This window comes from Streptomyces sp. NPDC052079 (genome assembly GCF_040680275.1).
Classification (GTDB): domain Bacteria; phylum Actinomycetota; class Actinomycetes; order Streptomycetales; family Streptomycetaceae; genus Streptomyces.
Genome location: NZ_JBFAWL010000037.1, coordinates 1 through 17903, shown reverse-complemented (window position 1 = coordinate 17903; position 17903 = coordinate 1). Strand labels below are relative to the sequence as shown.

19 protein-coding genes and 2 pseudogenes are annotated in these 17903 nt (G+C 71.3%); 15 read left to right on the top strand and 6 right to left on the bottom strand.

Going from position 1 to position 17903, the window contains the following annotated elements; all coding sequences use genetic code 11:
- Positions 1-3: 3 nt before the first annotated feature.
- Together AB0L56_RS30335 and AB0L56_RS30330 are read left to right on the top strand one after the other, a co-directional pair.
- Positions 4-444 (top strand): DUF742 domain-containing protein, encoded by a 441-nt coding sequence (locus AB0L56_RS30335; RefSeq protein WP_365429035.1) that lies wholly within the window; start codon positions 4-6, stop codon positions 442-444.
- Positions 445-493: 49 nt separating this feature from the next.
- The gene (locus tag AB0L56_RS30330) at positions 494-1021 is read left to right on the top strand and encodes an ATP/GTP-binding protein (RefSeq protein ID WP_365429070.1); all 528 of its coding nucleotides are present in this window, start codon (positions 494-496) and stop codon (positions 1019-1021) included.
- A 336-nt stretch (positions 1022-1357) separates the two neighbouring features.
- On the opposite strand, the pseudogene AB0L56_RS30325 reads toward AB0L56_RS30330, so the two are convergent.
- From AB0L56_RS30325 to AB0L56_RS30310, 4 genes and pseudogenes are all read right to left on the bottom strand, one after another.
- Positions 1358-1687, bottom strand: a pseudogene (locus tag AB0L56_RS30325) (transposase); the annotation flags it as partial.
- Entirely contained in the window at positions 1627-1902 is a 276-nt protein-coding gene (locus AB0L56_RS30320; RefSeq protein WP_365429032.1) for a hypothetical protein, read from the bottom strand. The gene AB0L56_RS30320 and the pseudogene AB0L56_RS30325, both read right to left, overlap by 61 nt.
- Before the next feature lie 37 nt (positions 1903-1939).
- Positions 1940-2317: a DUF6415 family natural product biosynthesis protein gene (locus tag AB0L56_RS30315; RefSeq protein WP_365429029.1), complete on the bottom strand. Its 378-nt coding sequence runs from the start codon at positions 2315-2317 to the stop codon at positions 1940-1942.
- 31 nt (positions 2318-2348) lie between these two features.
- The gene (locus AB0L56_RS30310) at positions 2349-2558 is read right to left on the bottom strand and encodes a hypothetical protein (RefSeq protein WP_365429026.1); all 210 of its coding nucleotides are present in this window, start codon (positions 2556-2558) and stop codon (positions 2349-2351) included.
- 168 nt (positions 2559-2726) lie between these two features.
- On the opposite strand from AB0L56_RS30310, the gene AB0L56_RS30305 reads away from it, so the two are divergent.
- From AB0L56_RS30305 to AB0L56_RS30255, 11 genes are all read left to right on the top strand, one after another.
- Positions 2727-2936, top strand: a complete 210-nt coding sequence (locus tag AB0L56_RS30305; RefSeq protein ID WP_365429023.1) for a hypothetical protein — start codon at positions 2727-2729, stop codon at positions 2934-2936.
- A gap of 590 nt (positions 2937-3526) precedes the next feature.
- Positions 3527-4180, top strand: coding sequence for an HAD-IA family hydrolase (locus AB0L56_RS30300; RefSeq protein WP_365429020.1), 654 nt, complete (start codon positions 3527-3529; stop codon positions 4178-4180).
- 495 nt (positions 4181-4675) lie between these two features.
- On the top strand, positions 4676-5398 hold the full coding sequence (locus AB0L56_RS30295) for a monodechloroaminopyrrolnitrin synthase PrnB family protein (RefSeq protein WP_365429017.1): 723 nt from the start codon (positions 4676-4678) through the stop codon (positions 5396-5398).
- Positions 5395-6540, top strand: coding sequence for a hypothetical protein (locus AB0L56_RS30290; RefSeq protein WP_365429014.1), 1146 nt, complete (start codon positions 5395-5397; stop codon positions 6538-6540). Before AB0L56_RS30295 ends, AB0L56_RS30290 begins: the two co-directional genes overlap by 4 nt.
- Positions 6537-7205 (top strand): class I SAM-dependent methyltransferase, encoded by a 669-nt coding sequence (locus tag AB0L56_RS30285; protein WP_365429011.1) that lies wholly within the window; start codon positions 6537-6539, stop codon positions 7203-7205. The genes AB0L56_RS30290 and AB0L56_RS30285 overlap by 4 nt, the downstream gene beginning before the upstream one ends.
- Position 7206: 1 nt before the next feature.
- A complete protein-coding gene (locus AB0L56_RS30280; RefSeq protein WP_365429008.1) occupies positions 7207-9639 on the top strand; it encodes a pyridoxal-dependent decarboxylase in 2433 nt (810 codons plus the stop codon).
- Positions 9636-11177 (top strand): hypothetical protein, encoded by a 1542-nt coding sequence (locus AB0L56_RS30275; RefSeq protein ID WP_365429005.1) that lies wholly within the window; start codon positions 9636-9638, stop codon positions 11175-11177. The genes AB0L56_RS30280 and AB0L56_RS30275 overlap by 4 nt, the downstream gene beginning before the upstream one ends.
- A 182-nt stretch (positions 11178-11359) precedes the next feature.
- Positions 11360-12445: a hypothetical protein gene (locus tag AB0L56_RS30270; protein WP_365429002.1), complete on the top strand. Its 1086-nt coding sequence runs from the start codon at positions 11360-11362 to the stop codon at positions 12443-12445.
- On the top strand, positions 12442-13461 hold the full coding sequence (locus AB0L56_RS30265) for an ATP-binding cassette domain-containing protein (RefSeq protein WP_365428999.1): 1020 nt from the start codon (positions 12442-12444) through the stop codon (positions 13459-13461). Before AB0L56_RS30270 ends, AB0L56_RS30265 begins: the two co-directional genes overlap by 4 nt.
- Entirely contained in the window at positions 13458-14327 is an 870-nt protein-coding gene (locus AB0L56_RS30260) for an ABC-2 family transporter protein (protein ID WP_365428996.1), read from the top strand. Before AB0L56_RS30265 ends, AB0L56_RS30260 begins: the two co-directional genes overlap by 4 nt.
- Positions 14328-14332: 5 nt before the next feature.
- Positions 14333-15169, top strand: coding sequence for an ABC-2 family transporter protein (locus tag AB0L56_RS30255; protein ID WP_365428993.1), 837 nt, complete (start codon positions 14333-14335; stop codon positions 15167-15169).
- Between the two features lie 171 nt (positions 15170-15340).
- Here the strand turns inward: AB0L56_RS30255 and AB0L56_RS30250 are convergent.
- Together AB0L56_RS30250 and AB0L56_RS30245 are read right to left on the bottom strand one after the other, a co-directional pair.
- Positions 15341-16050: pseudogene (locus AB0L56_RS30250) on the bottom strand (IS481 family transposase); the annotation flags it as partial.
- 183 nt (positions 16051-16233) lie between these two features.
- Positions 16234-16839: a dihydrofolate reductase family protein gene (locus tag AB0L56_RS30245; protein ID WP_365428990.1), complete on the bottom strand. Its 606-nt coding sequence runs from the start codon at positions 16837-16839 to the stop codon at positions 16234-16236.
- 223 nt (positions 16840-17062) lie between these two features.
- On the opposite strand from AB0L56_RS30245, the gene AB0L56_RS30240 reads away from it, so the two are divergent.
- Together AB0L56_RS30240 and AB0L56_RS30235 are read left to right on the top strand one after the other, a co-directional pair.
- Positions 17063-17467 carry a hypothetical protein gene (locus AB0L56_RS30240; protein WP_365429076.1) on the top strand — a complete coding sequence of 135 codons (405 nt, stop codon included), beginning with the start codon at positions 17063-17065 and terminating at the stop codon, positions 17465-17467.
- Positions 17400-17612, top strand: coding sequence for an SDR family oxidoreductase (locus AB0L56_RS30235; RefSeq protein ID WP_365428987.1), 213 nt, complete (start codon positions 17400-17402; stop codon positions 17610-17612). The genes AB0L56_RS30240 and AB0L56_RS30235 overlap by 68 nt, the downstream gene beginning before the upstream one ends.
- Positions 17613-17903 lie beyond the last annotated feature (291 nt).

Here is a 17903-nt window from a genome sequence, read left to right as displayed (position 1 = left end):
AGAATGGCGTCCGAGGGTGGTCAGCACCACCACCCGGGCTCCGGCGGTTCGGGATCCGCCGGCCGCCCTTCGGCGATCCGGCCGTTCCTGCTGACCGCGGGAAGGGTTGCGGGCAGCGACGCGGCAGCGCCGCTCCCCATCGAGACCCAGGTCGTCACCACCTCGTTGGGCTTGGCCACCCTCGAAACCCTGGCCTTCGAACACCGCGACATCGTCGCCGTATGCCGACGGCCGCAGTCGCTGGCCGAGGTCGCCGCGAAGCTGCACCTGCATCTGAACGTCGTGCGTGTGCTCGCGGCCGACCTGCGCGCCCATGCGCTCCTCGCCGTATACGTGCCCAGTGCCGATGCCTCCCGCGACGTCTTCGTTCTGCGAAGGGTGATCGATGGTCTCCGCGGCGTCGCCGAATCCGAAGGGATACACCGTGACAGCCAACGGGATTGACGCACCGTTCGTCCCACACGAGACCGAACGGCCGCCCCTTCCCGTGAAGATGGTGATCGCGGGCGGGTTCGGCGTCGGCAAGACCACGACGGTGGCGTCAGTCTCGGAGATCGAACCGCTCACCACCGAGGCGTCGATCACCGAGGTCGCGGCGGGCGTGGACGATCTCAGCCACACCCCTCACAAGACCACCACCACGGTCGCCATGGACTTCGGCTGCATCACCCTCGACCCGACCCTGAAGCTGTACCTGTTCGGGACGCCCGGCCAGGAGCGTTTCGGCTTCATGTGGGACTACCTGGTGGAGGGCGCCCTGGGCGGATTGGTGATCGTCGACACCCGCCGCCTCGACGACTGCTTCGCCGCGGTCGACTACTTCGAGCACCGGGACATCCCGTTCGCGGTGGCCCTCAACGCCTTTGACGGCGAGGTCGCGCACGAGCTTGACCAGGTGCGCTGGGCGCTGGACGTCAGTGACCACGTCCCGCTGTTCGTCTTCGACGCCCGAGAACGGGGCTCGGTGCTCGACGCACTGCTGGTGGTACTCGACCATGCGCTGAAGCGGGCGGAGGCGTAGGCGGTACACGCCCGTCCGCAGGTGGTCGGCGGCGACGGTGACGGCCGTCTCCACCGCGGCACGTGCCGGCCTGCCCGCTGCGTCCGCCGCACCCAGCGGCGACCGCGTCGGACGGCGCCGTAGCCGCCGTACGGAGACCACCACGACCACCATCAGCAGCAGGGCGGGCGCCGCTTCGGTGCGGGCGCGCTCATCGGCGCCGGTGCGGCGGGCCTGATCGGCGGCGCGCTGCTGAACGAGGTGTTCGATGACGACGAGCCGGAAGTGGTCGTCAACAAGTGCCACGAGGACTGACCGTTGCCCCTTCCCTCGCCCCTGGTCCATGGTGCAGGCGGGCGGCTCGGGCTTGCGCCCTTCCTTCGCGCGGGCCAGTCCGGTCAGGTCGTAACTGAGCTGGGCGAAGATTCCCTCGTCGCGCCATGCCGCGTAGTAGGCATAGACGGTGCCGTGGTTCGGGAAGTCGTGTGGGAGGTATTTCCAGGGGATTCCCGTGCGGTTCACGTAGAGGATCGCGTCGAAGACGTCGCGTAAATCGACTTTGGCCGGCTGCCCGGTTGGTCTGCGGTCGAGCCGGGCCTTCCTCCACGCCGTCAACGTCGGCTCGATCAGGGCCCATCGGGCGCCTGCATCGTGCCCCGCTGCCGCAGCGGGTGCATCATCCGCCACTGCGGCCGGCCCACCGGCCGGCCGAGGTCGTCGACCGTGCCGAAGGAGCAGCGGGCCCACAGCACGCCGCGCAGGTCACGGTCCCGGGGGTCTTCATCGGCGTAGTGCAGCCGATACCGGTCCGGCCCGAGCGAGGTCAGCAGCAGATTGTCGGGTGCAGCGTCCCCGCCCTCGCGCTGGGTGACAAACGGGATCAGGGGCGGCTCGGTGGGCACGGCGTTCTCTCTCGAGCGGAGCGGGGCGGGGCGGACGTCATGCCGCCTTCTTCAGGCATTGGATTGCGCCGAGCTGCTCGTGGAGTTCGTTGGCGGTCCAGCCCAGCCGGCGCAGGTGCCCTGCGGTCTCCCACTGGTCGCCGGGCAGTCCTTCGGCGCGCGGTTTCCGGGCCCGCTCGATGAGCTGTGTCGCGACGGTGTCCCGTTCCGCTTCGGTGGCGACGGCGATGGTGACTAGCCGCGAGAGGTGTCCGCAGACTTGTTCGGCGAGCTCCTCGGTGCCGTCCTGGGCCGGAGGGACGTCGTCCAGGGCCGCGGCGACGTCGTCGAGAGGGCGCCACCGTCGAACGCTGTCCAGCAGCGGAGCCGCTCCAAGACGGTGGCGAGCTCTCTTCCGGACAAGGGCGGGGTCCACAGGCGTAACGGGCCGGTGGCGCTGGGGACGGTCACGACTGGCCGCCGGGGACGGCGAGGCAGCACCAGGTGGTGGTTCCGTCGTCGCTGACTCCCCAGGTGCCGCCGTGGGCGGCGGCGAGGCAGTCAACGAGGAACAGGCCACGGCCGCGCTCGGCGTCGTCGTCGGCGTGGCGGACGACCGGCCGACCAGGTGTCTCGTCGTGCACGGCGAGGCGCAGAAAGCCGTCCCTGACCGTCATCGTGAAGGTGACCTGTGCGCCGGTCCCGTGTTGACTTCTCAGCCTCACCACGTAGGACACGGTCTTAACGACCTCTCATATCAGGGGATCCGTCACTGGCGGCGGCCCGCGATTCGAGATGAAGGAGAAGCATGGAGCCCCGCAAGATCACGAAGGAGCCGTCGCAGGATGTTCAGCCTCGCTGCCGGCATGTTCCTGGCCGCGGGCACGGCAGGTGTCGCCTCGGCCGCCTCGGGCCACCATGCGGACGCGGCCACGCCGGTCCACCCGACGGATGCGCGTGACTTCGCCGAGGCAGTGGGAGGGCAGAAGCAGGAGGAAGCAGCCCGTCCCATCTCGGAACTGAGCGCGGCAGAGCGGGCGAACGCGGTGGGCTGACCTCGGCGGAACGGCGAAACGGCGGAACGGCAGTCGAGGCAAGCAGGAGCAGCCGAAGCGTTCGGTCACGAACGGCCGTGCTCGCGACCGGAGCCACGGCGAGGTACCGGCTCGACCGAGTCGCCGCTCGAGTTCGCCCGGACCGTCGATGCCGACCCAGTGGTACGGATACGGAAACGGGTTGGTCGACCCGTCCACGGTGATGGGTTCCGGTGATCGGTGGCCGGTCACAACGCATCTCGTGACGCCACGAGCGGACGTCTCCGTACGGCCGGTCATCCCTCAGGGATGGTCAGCTGTCTGCTGCATGTGGCAGTGCCCTCAGCCCCGTCCGGACATGCTGATCGCGCCGCCGCGAACCCGCCGCGACGACGCGCCACGTACGGCTTCCTCGGCCCGACGTCTGGGGCACGCGCGGGCCGTCACGCTCTGACCTGGATCGACTCCCCTGCACCCAGGACTGGTTGAAGCACCGGTCGACGTCGTTTAGAGTGCGCAAAGGTCCAGACCACAGAAGAAGTGGGCGATCGTACCTCGGTGCGTGCCGTCGGCTTCGGAGTGCACGGGGATGGGGGAATGCAGTGGGAGCGGTGATCAAACGCTCCGGTGGGACAGGACGGCTGATCGTCCTGGACTTCGACGGGGTACTGCTCGACACGGAAGGAACAAGCATCGCGGTCTGGCATCGGCTGCTGAGGGACAAGGCGGTGGAACTGCGCCGCGGAATCAGTGTGCGGCCCGACCGCACACTCGACCGGGACATGCTGCGCCGGGACCTGCTCGACACGGTCGGCCGAAACCGAACACAGGCATTGTGGGACGAGTTCGAACGGCTCAACCGTGCCGAAGCCGACCTCCTCGACGCCGGCGCCGGGGTCCGTCCCTTCCTGGCCCACTGCCGGGAGCGGGGCCACCGCCTCGCCGTGGCATCGGGGAACTGCCGCGACTGGGTGGAGAGCCACCTGGAACGGCTCGGCATCCGGTCCGCCTTCCGCTCGGTGCACTGTGCGGGCCCGGGAGTGCGGACCAAGCCCGCTCCCGACACCTATCTGGGGGCGCTGCGCGCCTCTCTCACGGCCCCGCACCAGGCCCTCGCGGTCGAGGACTCCTACACCGGGCTGGCCGCGGCACGCGCGGCGGGCCTGGCCGCGGTCTGGGTGACCGATGCCCCGGACTCCGCTGTGCCCCCAGGCCCCGTCACGCGTCGCGTACGCACGCTCGACGAGTTGATCGGCGTCCTCTGACGAACGGGCACCGCCCGGCGACCGGCGACACACGACCGTAGGCACCGCACGACCAACTTCGGCCCCGGGGCGACGTCTGAGCCGACGCAGCCGCTGCTGCCCTCGCCCGGGCCCTCACTTTGGAGACTGCTATTTCCGTGCTGCTCGCTTCATCCATGCGTGACCTGGACTTACTTGTGTCCGGTTGTGATCCATTCGACGCCGCCCGCGATGCCTCGCGGCTGCCGGCCCTCAACCGAGCCGGGGACGTCTCCGGCCTGGACGTACTCGCCCGGCTGTGGACCGGCCGGGTTCCTGACCGTGTTCACGACGCCGTGACCGCCAACGCGGCCCTGCGTGACCTCGGCTTCGTCCTCGCCTCCCTGGAGCGCCACGGGGTCGACTACCGGACCGTTCCGTGCGCGGAGGAGACGCTGCTCAAGCTGGGCGCGCTCGCCGAGGAGGTGCCCCGGGACAGCGTCTACACCTACGCGCTGCGCAACCCTCGGGGATGCCGTGCGGTCCTTCACCGGACTGCCCGAGGAGGCTCTGTTCATTCGGGAGGTCCGCACGGCCGGCATCGCCCTGCGCCCCGCCGTCGACGCGCTCCTGGAGACGCTCACACTTCCCGTCGACGATCCCGCGCTGGCGGATCTGCTGGCCGAGGCCACCCGCGGGTTCACCGTCTTCGCGCAGTCGCTGCTGTCGGTGAAGCGGACCATCACTCCGGAGACGTTCTCCTTCGAGATGCGGCCGTACTTCCCGCCCATGACCGTCGGCGGGCAGGTGCTGTACGCACCGGGCGGGGCGCAGATGACTCCGCTGCTCGTGGACATCCTGCTGATCAGGCCGGAGCCGGGCGAGCCCCAGGAGGAGTGGTACGAGCAGTACCTGGTCGAGAACCTGCTCTATCTCCCCGCCGCCTACCGAGCGGCGAGCGACCGGGCCCGGCGGCACCGGCCGTTGCTGCCCCGCCTCGTGGACGAGGCCGCCCGGCACCGCGCCCACGGTCCCGAGGTGCAGCGCAATCTGGCCGAACTGCGGTCGCTGATGCGGGAGGTGCTGCGCTTCCGGCTGCCCCATCTGCAACTGGCCAAGGCCAACATGAACGTGCGTCCGGACGGCTCCCTGGGCAGCGGCGGCTACACCACCGACTCCCTCGACCACCTGGCGGACCTCACCCTCGAAAGGCACCGGCTGCTCTCCGAGGAGCCGGCCGCCGGAAGGGCACAGCGGTGACTTCCACGACCCCGGAGAGCTCGATGACCTCCCCGCCACCGTCGACAGAACCCGTCGCGCCCGTCGGCTTCGAGCCCTTCGTCCCCGGCACCGTCCACCACCCCCTGGCCACGCCGTCCGGTCCCGTGCCGGCACCCGCCGACGAGGTGCGCGTGCGCTATCCCACCCGGCTCAACGCGATGGCGCTGCAACCGGCGGCGATCGCGGCCGACAACAACCTGATCTACGACGCCGGAGAGGTCGTCCTCTCCGTCGCCCGGTTCCACCACGTCCACGTGCGGAGGCTCCCGCCGGGCACCGGCCTCCTCCTGGACCCGGAGGTACGACGGCCGGAACTGGTCGAGCACGCCGCCCGGATCATGTGCGCGGCCCTCGGTGTGGAGTGCGACCTGGCGATCGGTGTCGAGAGCGACCGGCTGCCCGTGCACGCCGGGTTCGGCTCCAGCAGCAGCCTCATCGCGGCGGTCGCCACGGCGGTCAACCACCTGTACGGCTGTCCGGTGGACCGAGGCGGCCTGCTGCCGTATCTCACCGCCAACCACGGGGAGGAGCACGGCAGTCGGCCCGGTCTGCTGACGCCGGTGCAGTGCATCGGTGGCTCGGCGGCCTCTGGTCTGTGTCCGGGAGGCGTACAGGTCGTGGCGGGCCGCAGCACGGTGGTGCTGTCGGTGCCGGTGCCCGATCGTCTGTCGCTGGTGATCGGCGTGCCGCGGTCTCTCAAGGAGCGTCCCACCGACGAGCTGATGGCCGCCGAGGCGGAGCAGTTCGACCGGTTCCGCGCGACCGGTGAACGGTGGGCGCCCACGATCGCGTTCCGGATGCTGCACGAGGCCATGCCGGCCGCGCTGCGCGGCGACCTCGGCCCGCTCGGGTCCCTCGTGTTCGACTACCGGTTCCGGATGGGCAGTATCGAGAACTGCTCCTTCTCGCATCCCGGCCTCGTCGAACTGGCGGGGCAACTGGAGCCCCTGTGGCACGACAAGGCGGCGACCATGCTCGCCCTGTCCTCCGTCGGCCCGGCCTTCTTCGCCCTCACCGACGACCCCGACCGGTGCGGCGACCGCTTCGCCGAGCTGGACATGGACGTCATACACGCCCGGCCGCACAACGGCACCTACGAGGAAACGGGGCTCGTCCCATGACCGACGTGACCACGGCCGCCGATCGGGCCGCCGCCTACTGGAACTCTCCCGGCACCGTCACGGAGTTCCGCTCCCTCGACGCACAGCCCTATCTGACCGACCTGCTCGACAGCACAGCCGTCGACGGCCCCGCCCTCGACGTTGGGTGCGGCGGCGGCCGTAACACCCTGGCCCTGCTGGAACGGGGCTTCGACGTCCTCGCCGTCGACCTGCACGCGGGGATGGTGGAGGCGACCCGGGCCAGGACGGCCGCGTATCCGTCCGGCCGTGTCTCGGTCCGGCAGGGCCCCGCGCACGAGATCCCCGCGGAGGACGGGACGTTCGCCCTCGCGGTGTGCTACGGCCTCCTGCACAATGCGGTGGACCGGGCCCAGTGCGCGGCGACGGTCACCGAACTGGGCCGGGTGCTGCGTCCCGGCGGGCTGCTGGCCCTGAACACCTTCACCTCCGAGACCCTGGATCCCGTGCTGCGCGCGGGCACGGAGGACGGCCAGTACCTGCTGCCCGACAACGTCCCCATGGTGCTGCTGTCTGTCGACGAGGTGCTCGCGGCGTTCACCGCGGCCGGACTGGCCGCCCGGGGCGAGGTGCACACCTACGTCCGTGACCTGGACGTCGGACCGCGCGCCGTTCTTCGCTGCGTGCTGCGGCGGGAGGGGGACTGACATGGCCGACCTGGACGACGGTTCGACCGAGGCCGATCCCTTCCCGCAGAACCCCTTGTCCAAGCGGGAGTTGGACGCGCTGCTCGACGCCCGGCTCGCGGAGGTGCCCGGCTGGCACGCCCCGGACGACCCGGTGCGGCTCGGCTTCGCCATGACAGCACCGCACGACCTGGCCCTGGAGACCTTCGGCCGCTTCGCCGCACGCAACCCCAACAACGTCGGCCTGCACACCCGCTTCGGCGACGGCGTCCGCGGCACCCGACGCCTGGAGCGGGAGGCGGTCCTCGCGCTCGCCGGGCTCCTGCACGCCGACGCCGCCGACGGGTACGTCACCAGCGGCGCCAACGAGGGCACCCTCGCCGGGCTGCGCGTCGGCCGCAACGCGCTGCGTGCCGCGGACGCCGGACGGGTCGTCGTCCTCGCGTCGACGCTCACCCACCACTCCGTGGCGAAGGCTGCGGAAATACTCGGCCTCGAGCTGCGGCTCTGCCCCGCGGGCCCGTCCTGGCGGCTGGAGGCCGCGGCGGTGGAGGCCGCGCTGGACGATCTCGCGGCACAGAGCTTGGCGGGCGACCGCACCGGGGTGATCGTGGTGTCCACCGCCGGCTACTACAACACCGGCCTGGTCGACCCGGTGGACGAGATCGCCGACGTGCTCGCACGACGGGTCGCGGACGGCGGCAACCTGAGGCTCTTCCACCACGTGGACGCGGCGCACGGCGGCATGATCCTGCCCTTCACCGCCCCGGAAGTGCCCTTCGACTTCCGCAACCCGCACGTGCACTCGATCGTGCTCGACCCGCACAAGTCCGGCCTCATGCCCTACAGCTGCGGGGTTTTCCTGTGCCGCAAGGGCCTGATGGGCCATGGCGCGGTGCCCGCCCCGATGTCCGGCTTCCTCGACGAGACGATCACCGGGTCACGCTCCGGCGCGATGGCCGCCGCACTGTGGTCGCTGGTCTTCGGGGTGGCGGCGGACGGCTACCGGCAGGTGTTCCGCCACTGTCTAGCCGTACGCGACCGACTGGCCGACGCGATACGTGCCGCCGATCCCGACGCGGTGGTGCTGCCCTCACCCGGCAACACCCTAGTCGTCGCCGGCTTCTCGCACGAGAGCGGCCGCCTGCCCGCCGAACTCACCGAGCGCTACCGCCTGGTGGGCAACATGCTGTCGTGGACTGCGCCGGACGGCACGGACGAGGAGCGGCTCTTTTACCACTTCTACGCCATGCCCCACCTGACCCGGGCCCACTTCGACGGCTTCGGCACCGCCCTCGCCGCCGCGGTCCGCGCGCCCTCACCGTCGCGGTCACGGCGTCCCGCCGGGGACACCGCGGCTCCCGGTCCGCCGGGCGAGCTGCGGGAGTTGCGGCGCAGCAGCGTCTGCCTAAGGCACCTCGTGGTCCATCCTCCGCAGCGCCGCGACCCGGACGGCCATCCGCACACGTACTCCTTCCACACCTTCCAGGACCGGGCGGGCCTCGACGAGGAGCTGACCGCACGCCCGTGGGACGGCGACGGGGCGCACCAGGGCCTGTACGTCTACGCGCCCGACCTGGACAGCCCCTTCGCCAACGAGCTGTTCGGGGTGACCGATCCCCGGCGGTACGCGCTGGAGGTCCTCGACCGCAACCAGCAGAAGCTGTCGCTGGTCGGCGCCGCCCACTTCTCCGTCTTCGGCCCCGAACCCCGGGACGCCGACCGGCCCGTGGTCCTCGCCAACTTCCACGCCGACGGGACACTGCGCTCCGTTGAGTACAAGTACGGGGACCGCCGGTACAACGACGAGGTGCAGGTCTTCCGCGACACGATCGTGGTCAAGGTCGGCAAGGACGCGCGCAGCGTGCACCGCGACGGCGACGACTACTCCTTCTCCCTGGACACCTCGCTGGAGCTGCGGGTGAGGGTGCCGGACAACGACACCGCCCCGCGCGTCGACCGGGTGGCCCGGCACGCCGATCCGGCGCTGCCACGGCGGCGGCATCTGCTGCGCGGCCAGTACCGCCGGTTCCCCAACCGGTTCTTCGACACGATCATCGAGATGACCGTGGGGCGACGGCATTCCTCGCCCGGCGCACCTCACGTGCCCGCTCTGCCGGGCGGCGACGTGCTGGCCCGGTCCGCGGAGCTGGACCTCGTCCGTGTGGTGCCGACCGTCAGGGAAGGCGATCTGCGGGTGAGGCTCACCGCGGTCGACGGGCCCGGCGAGGCCGTGTTCTCGGTGCCGCTCGGCCTGGGCACCCGGCTGTCCGCACTGCTGACGGGCATCCCGGTCGGCGACCCGGAGAGCCTGACGCCCGCCGAGGTGGTGACCTGGGCCGCCGGTCTGTATCCGCCGGTGCGGGCGCTCCGTGAGGCGGCCCGCTCCGAGGGAGGGCACCGGCACCTGTCCGCCTGTCCGGACGGCCCGCCCGGACAGGCGGAGCCGTCATGACCACGGTCGCACTCGTCGTGCTGTGGGGCGTCCTGTCGTGGGGGGTCCTGCTCAGCGTGCGAGCGGCGTTCGTCGCCCGCGTCCTCGACCGGCGGCGGCACGCCGTGCCTATCGCCGACGCGGCGCCGCACGTCGTCCTGCTGGTGCCGGCCCTTCGCGAACAGGAGTTGCTGGCCGAGGTGGTGCGGGCGGCGGCCGGGCTGTCGTACCCGCTGGGTCTGCTGCATGTCGTCGTGGTGACCACGCAGCGGGAGGAGCGGGAGCGGGACGCCGCGGCGGCACGGGCGCCCGCTCTGGCGGACGATCTGGTCAGCGGCGGCGCCGAGGACGCGGCCGCCCGGCTCGCCGGGCTCGTGCCGTCCGGCCGAGCCGCGGAGACCATGCGGCGCACCCGCGTCTCCAGCGACCCGGCCGGCACCCTGCGCGCCGAGATCGACGCCGTCCCCACCACGCGTGAGGTTGCCGCCGCCCTGCTGCCAGCGATCGCGGCCGACCACCCCGGGGTCGGCCTGCACCACTTGCACTACACGGACGAGGGCGCCAAGAGCAGTCAGCTCGTGCACGCCGTCGAACAACTGCCGGACGTGCTCCCGCCGGACGCCGACCCGGCCTACACCTACGTGGGGCTGTACGACGCCGACTCGCAGCCGGACCTGAGAAGCCTGGAGCAGCTGGCGGCCACCGCGTCCCGGGGCGACGGACCCGCGCCCGACCTGGTCCAGCAACTCCCGCTCCAGCTGCGCCGACCGCACGCGGCACGACGCGGCGGCACGGACGTACTGATGCGCGCCCACGCCCTGGCCGATCTGCGCCGCCGGACGGGCGTGGAGGCGTACCGCATCCTGGCCCGGCGCCGCATCCGGTCCGCGCAGCTGCCCGCGGGACTCACGGCCCTCGCGGAGCCGGTGGTGTACGGGGTCGGCGCCGGGCTGTTCGTCCGCCACGACACCCTGGTGTCCATCGGCATGTACGAGGAACCGGTCGACGATCTGCTCGTCGGCTACAAGCTGTCCACCGCCGGTGCCGTCATGGACGTCCTGCCCGTGTTCAACCTGGTCGACCGTTACCCCCGGCCCGAGGCGCTCGGGAAGGCGTACGCGCTCGTGGCCCATGGCTCGCTCGCCGGGTGTCGGCGGCTGCTGACCGATCCGGTGTTGCGCGCCTTCCGGCCGCGCAACACCGTCGTGCTCGTCAAGGAGGGCCTCGACACGGCATGGTGGTTCGGCGGTCCCGCCGTGGTGCTGGCCGCGATCGCGGCCCTCGTCGTCGACGGCTCGGGCGGTGCGCTGCTGGTGTGGGCCTCGACGGCGTGCGCGTACACGGTGCTGCACGCCACGTGGTGCGTGACGAAGGCGCGTCAGTGGCTGGCCGTCCATCGCGGGGCCGCCGCACGGACCGAGGCGCCCACGTGGCCGTCCGCCCTCGCACTGGTACCGGCCTTCCTGCTCCAGCCGCTGCTGCACTGGGCAGGCCCGCTCAGACACCTGTACCGGGCCATGCGCGGCGTGCCGCCCGCCCTCGGCAAGACCGAGCGGTGAGCCGAGGGCGGGCGCGGCCCGGAAGCCCCCCGGGCAGCGCCCGCCCGCACAGGCACTCCTCCCGTCGCCGCCCCCCTCGCCCCACCACCCCGACTCCGACTCCAGCCTCCGACCCCGCCGCCCACGAGAAAGACCTGGGAATGACACCGCACCCCTCAGACCCGCTCCTGTCCGCCGTGATCATGGCTCACCCGCAACGCATGGCGGCGGCACGGGCGTTGAGCGAGGCCCATCCCGCGCTGGCTGCGCGGATCGTGACCGACCCGGAGCCCGAGGGGCCGCCGTCGGCGCTGCGCACCGCCCGCCGCGCCTGGCAGGCGGTGGCACCGGGCGCCACGCACCACCTGGTCGTCCAGGACGACGCGTTGCCGCTCCCGGGGTTCGCGAGCACGGTCGCCGCGCTGGCCGCGGCGCGGCCGGAGGCGTCCCTGAGCCTGTTCACGGAGTGGGGCTCGCGCACCGCGAACGCCGTCCGCGCCGCCGCGCTGCTCGGCCACGCGTGGGCGCCCGTGGTGGACGACTACCTGCCGTCGGTGGCCCTGGTGCTGCCCGCACCACTTGCTCTCAGCTTCGAGGAGTACGCGGCCGCGAAGGCCACGCCCGAGGCGACCGACGACGTCACCCTGCTCGACCACCTGCGGGGGGTGGACAAACTCGTCCCCGTGGCCGGACCGGTCGACCACGCCAATCCGCCCAGTCTCGTGGGCAACGAGGTCATGGGCCCGCGCAGCGCCGCCTGTCTGTCCGCAGCCGCCGACCCGGGCGGCTCCGTCCTCCCGGCGATGACCGCCGTGTCGTACTTCTGCTGGTGGGAGCAGCTCGCCGTGGTCTACCTGCACGACCCCGCCGCCGCCGACGGCTGGCGCCGGGTGCCGGCGGAGGAGGCCCTGGCGGAGCGGGGCATCGGGCGGGAGCAGATCGTGGGAGCGCTGCGGCAGGCGCTGGAGACCCTCCCGCACCGCGCGTTCGTGCACGACCGGGTCAGTGACGTCCTGCTCGCCGAGGTGTGGACCACCGCCTACACGCTCGGTGTGGTCACCCGGGACCTCGGCGCGCCCGACGGAAGATTCCCCGACCCCACACGGCCCGCCGCCCGCACGGCTCTGGCCACACTCGTGCCGGGCGCGCTGCGCCGGGTCGTCCCGGTGCGCTGGCTGGCGGCCGTGGGCGAGCTGCTGCACCCGCTGGTGGAGGCCGCGGTGCTGCGGGGCGCCCAGGACGTCACGGCCGGAGGCACCGACCCGGCGCCGTCCGGGAGCACTTCATGAGCGGTGCCGAGCCGGTGATCGAGGTCACCGGCGTCACCAAGACGTTCCGCACCTGGGGCGCCGCCGGCGCCTGGAGCATCCGCCGCCCCTTCCACCGGCCGACGGAACGCGCGGTCGCACTGGACGACGTCCACCTCCGCATCTCGCGGGGCGAGTTCGTCGGGCTGCTTGGACAGAACGGGGCCGGCAAGTCCACCCTGATCAAACTGATGACGGGCCTGCTGCTGCCGGACACCGGCACGGTCCGGGTCTGCGGGCTCGACCCCTACACAGACCGGGAGCGCAACGCCCGGAACATGGGCGTCACCTTTGGGCAGCGCACACAGTTGTGGTGGGACCTGCCCGCACGGGACTCCTTCTCCATCCTCCGCGACGTCTACGGGCTGCCCGACGAAGTCTGGCGGGAGACACTGACCGAACTCGACGACGTACTCACCCTCTCCGAATTCTGGGACACCCCGGTACGGTTCCTCTCACTGGGCCAGCGAGTGCGGTGCGATCTGGCCGCCGCCCTGCTGCACCGGCCGCGGGTCCTCTTCCTCGACGAACCCACCATCGGCCTGGACGTCATGGTCAAGGACCAGGTGCGGGAGCTGCTGTCACGGCTCGCCGCCACCGGCGACCACTCAGTGGTGCTGACGACCCATGATATGGCGGAGGTCGAGGCACTGTGCCGCCGTATCGTCGTCATCGACCGCGGACGGGTCGTGCACGACGGGCAGCGTGACCGGCTGGCCGTCGCCGCCGACGCCGAGCAGTCGTTCCTCGTCGAGTTCGAGACGCCACCGCCGCCGCTGAACCTGGTCCGGGCCACGGTCGTGTCCGTCAAGGGGGCGACCGTGCGGGTAAGGCCGATCCCCGGGGCGTCCCGGGCGGAGGTCACCGCCGAACTGCTCGCCGCGCACCCGGTCCGCTCGGTGCGCTACGAGGGGGCGACGGCCGAGGACGTCCTGCGCGCCCTGCACCGGCGCGCGCGCCCTGAGCCGGCGACCGGGGCTGCGGGGGTGGCCACATGAGCCTCACCGACCGCTCCGCCCCCGCCCCGCAGCCGGCCGACCGGCCCGACCTGGCGTCGTGGTCGTTCCCCCGCGCACACCGCCTCATGACTCTGGTGCCGCGCACCGAGTGGGCCTACCGGCCGCGAATCGCCGCGACGGCCTTCGTGATCGTCACACAGGTCTTCCTGTACGTGCTGCTGTGGCGCGCGCTGTACGGCGAGAGCGGCGAGACGGTCGTCGGCCTCGACATGTCCCAGGCCATCACCTACTCGGTGCTCGCCACGCTCATGGGGACCGGCCGGGTCATCATGGAGGGGGCCTCGCAGGAGACCGCGCAGAGCAAGATCCGTGACGGATCGGTGGTGTTCTGGTTCGTCCGCCCGCTCTCCGCCCGCCGCTACTGCGCCTGGCGCGGCCTGGGCGAGAGCCTGTACGCCACGGCCTGGCTGCTGGTCGGCCTGGCGGTGGGCGTGGCCTGCGGGCTGGTCGCGCTGCCGCCGTCCCCGGCCGCCGCGGCGGTCACCGTGCTGGCCTACGGACTCGGTCAGATCGTCTTCTACCAGATCGGCCTGCTGGTAGACCTGACCAGCTTCTGGACCATCACCTCCTTCGGTGTCAACCGGCTGGCGGCCTTCGCCCAACTGCTGCTGTCGGGCGGACTGATCCCACTGTGGTTCTTCCCGGACTGGCTGCGCGCCGTCGCCGTCCACCTGCCGTTCGCGGCGACCATCAACGTACCGGTCTCGCTGTACACGGGGCGTATCCCCGCGGCGGAGTGCTGGCCGTACGTCGCCGAGCAGGCCCTGTGGTGCGTCGTACTGGCCCTGCTGAGCCGCGTGATGTGGCAGCGCGCGGCCCGCCGACTGCTCGTGCTGGGAGGGTGACGCGGATGACGACGACTCTCGGCACCGCCGCGCCCGCCCGCCGGGTGGGCAGGCTGCGGCTGGCCGCCGTGATCATGCGGGCCGGTCTACGCAGCCAGCTCGCCAACCGGGCGGACTTCGCGATGGCCGTCGCCAACGGTGTGACCTACCAGATCACGGTTCTCCTCTTCGCGACGGTCGTCTTCAGCCGGTTCCCCTCGCTCGGCGGCTGGGGCCTCGGGGAAATCCTGCTGATCAGCAGTATCCGGATGCTCGGACACGGACTGTACATGCTGTTCTTCGGCAATCTCGGGCTGATCCCGCACCTGTTGCGGGAGGGCCGCTTCGAGGCCTTCCGCACGCGTCCGGCACCGGTGCTGCTCCAGGTATTCACGTACGAGGCGCCGATCAACGCCCTGGGGGACCTGGTGGTGGCCGGAGCATCGCTGACCGTGTGCCTGTCCCTGCTGGACGTCACCTGGTCGCCGGCCGCGCTGTGCTTCCTGGCGGTCGCGGTCGCCGCTGCCACGGTGATCGAGCTGGGGCTCAACCTGCACATCGCGGGTCTGGTGCTGCGGTTCCGGGGCAGTGAGTCCCTGTTCTTCTGGCTCGACAACACTGCGGGCAACTTCGGCAACTACCCGCTGAGCGTGTTTCCGGCGGTCCTGCAGGGCGCCTTCACGTTCGGCATCCCGATCGCGTTCGCCGGCTACTACCCGGCTGCATGGCTGACCGGTCACGCCGACACGGTGCCCGTCTCACCCGTACTGGTCCATCTGTCACCGCTGGTCGCCCTGCTGGCCGTACTGTCCGGCCTTGCGGTGTGGCGCCGCTGCCTGGCGTGGTACTCCCGCAACGGGTGACGTACGAGGTGGCGTTGGTTTGTCGTCCCCGGCCGGGGGCGACGGGTACGGGGTCAACTACTGCGCTGCTGGACCGAGTCGTCCGAGTAGGGCTTCCGGGCATTCCTGTGCCCGGGGCTACGGCGGTACGGCTCTCGTGCTCGCCACCTTCGTCGTCCTGCCGGCTGCGGCCAGGGCACCGCGCCACAGACGGGACTTGTAGCAGGAGCCGTTGTCGGTCAAGACGCGCTCCACGGTGATACCGCAGGAGGCGAAGAACGCCTGCGCCCGCCCCCGGAAGGCGACGGCGGTCTCCTTCTTCTCGTCGGTGAGGATCTCGCTGTAAGCCAGGCGGGAGTGGTCGTCGACGGCGGTGTGCACATAGCTGTAGCCGGCACCGGAACGCGTCTTGCGGCCTGCCTGGCGGCCCAGGACCTTGTGGCCCCCGCCGTCGGGGATGTTGCCGAGCTTCTTGATGTCGACATGCACCAGCTCGCCGGGCCTGTCGCGTTCGTAGCGGCGTATGACGCGGCCGGTGGCCCGGTCCAGGTGCGCCAGGCGGGCCAAGCCGTATCGGGTCAGCACCCGGTGCACGGTGGAGGGCACCAGACGGAGCAGACCCGCGATCCGTGCGGGTCCCCAACGGCGCAGCACGCGCGGACCTTGATGATCCGCCGCTCGGTACGTGTCGGGGTCCGCCGTGGGCAGGCATGCGGGCGGCTGGAGCGGTCGGCCATGCCCGCCTCGCCGTGCTGCCGGTAGCGGTCGGCCCATCGCTTGGCGGTGGTCACGGAGACCTGGAAGCGTTCCGCGGCCCGCCGCAGGGGCCAGTTGTCGTCGACGACGCAGCGGGCCAGGCGCAGTCGTCCAGTCTCAGTCAGGGGTGCATTACGGTGGGGCACGAGGGCCTTTCTGGTCGCCGGTGCAGATCTCGCAATCCACACCGAGCCAGAGGGCCCTCACCCATTTCAAGATCACACGTCAGTGATCGCTGTCACCAACCTCCGTGGACAGAACACCTAGGGCAACCCCTCTTGCTCCGCGCCGACCTGGCGGGGCCGTCCGGAGCGGCGGATGGGCCGACGTCACGCAGGCGCGCCGAGCGGCGGGTGTTCGAGCACGCGGGGCTTGTACTCGACGAGCTGGATGCGGTCGTCGAAGGTGCGGTGCTCGGTCATCTCGAGGGCGACGTCCGGGTAGCCGTCGTAGATCCGTTCATCGCCCGTGGCGCCGGTGATCACGGGGAACATCACGACGCGGAAGCGGTCGACGAGTCCGGCTTGTAGCAGGGACCGGGACAGGCTGAGGCTGCCGATCGTGCTGAGGAGTCCGGAGCCGCTGGACTTCATGGCGCGGACCGTCTCCACGGCGTCATCGCGGACGAGCGTGGAGTTGGCCCACGTCAGCGGTTCCTTCAGTGAGGAGGAGAACACCACCTTGGACGCCTGCGTGAGTTCGTCGACGGACGCCTCCTCTTCGGGCCTGAACTCGTCCTGGCCCTCCGGGACCTCGCCCGCGGCGAAGCCCGACATCAGGCGATAGGTGTTCGCTCCCATCAGGTAGGTGGCCTCGGGCTGCTCGCCGAGCCATGCGAGGTACTCCGGGCCCTCCAGGCCCCAGAACCCGGGCCATCCCTGTCCCGATGCACAACCGTCGAGGGTGGTGATGAAGTCGACGAGAAGCTCCGACATAGCGGTGTCCTTTCCTAGGTACCACGAGCTTGGACCGGCCAGGAGCCGCAAACTCATCGGCCGCGCCGTGGAGCGACAAGAAAGACCCACACCACCCAGCCGATCTGTCCCTCGCCCCGCCTGCACGAGCCCGTCGACGGCACCACGAACGACACCAGCCTGGTCCGCCTGCCCGCCGTGGACCGCTGCCCCCGGCACTGCTGCGACAGATGAGTGCCTGGAGGTGGAGTACACGGCACCGGGTGCGACACGGCCGCTGTACGCCGACTTCCTGGACGTGGCCGGCCGGGCCGATGCGGCAGCCTTGTTCCGTGAGTCGGCCCGCTGCTCGGAGCGAGTGGCCTCCCTCGCGCTGGAGACGGTGTCCGGCCTGGGCGCGTACACGGAGATCTGTGAGCAGCGCATGCAGCTGGTCATGTCCCGCGGCGAGAAGGCCCGGGAAGAGATCCGAACCCTCGGGAAGCGCGCCAACGCGCTCGCCGAGGAGTACGGCGCACCCGACGCCGACCACCAGGACCGCGGCGATCGACTACGGGCCTGCCGGCATCCGGGTCAACGCCGTGTGCCCGGGCCCCGTGCTGACGCCGATGCTGGAGCAGGCACGCAGGGACCGCGGGCCGTCGGCTGACGAGTTCTACCTCCGCAATATCCCCCTGGGCCGGCTGGCGCGGCCTGAGGAGGTCGCTTCTGCCGTGTTGTGGCTGTCTTCTGACAGCACCTCGTATGTGACAGGCCAGGCACTGGCCGTGGACGGGGGTTGGACCGCGCAGTGACTTTTGGAACTCGTTTAGGAACAGCGGCGCGGCCGAAGCCGGCAGTTGGTGGCAGGGCTGCGGCGGCCCATCGAGAGCGGCAGGCTCCTGCCCGGCCCGCGACTGCCCTCCCCCGTTATGTTTTCCGCGGTCCTGCAAGAGGGCCGCTGGCCTCCGGGCCCGGCATGACTGTTCCCCCCTGTCGAAGGCATGACCTGGGGGTGGTGTCACCGGGCCCGAGAGGCGCCGTTGGAGACGCTGATGAGAGGTCCGACCACCGCCTGGCCTGGCGCAATGCCCGGCATCTCGCGG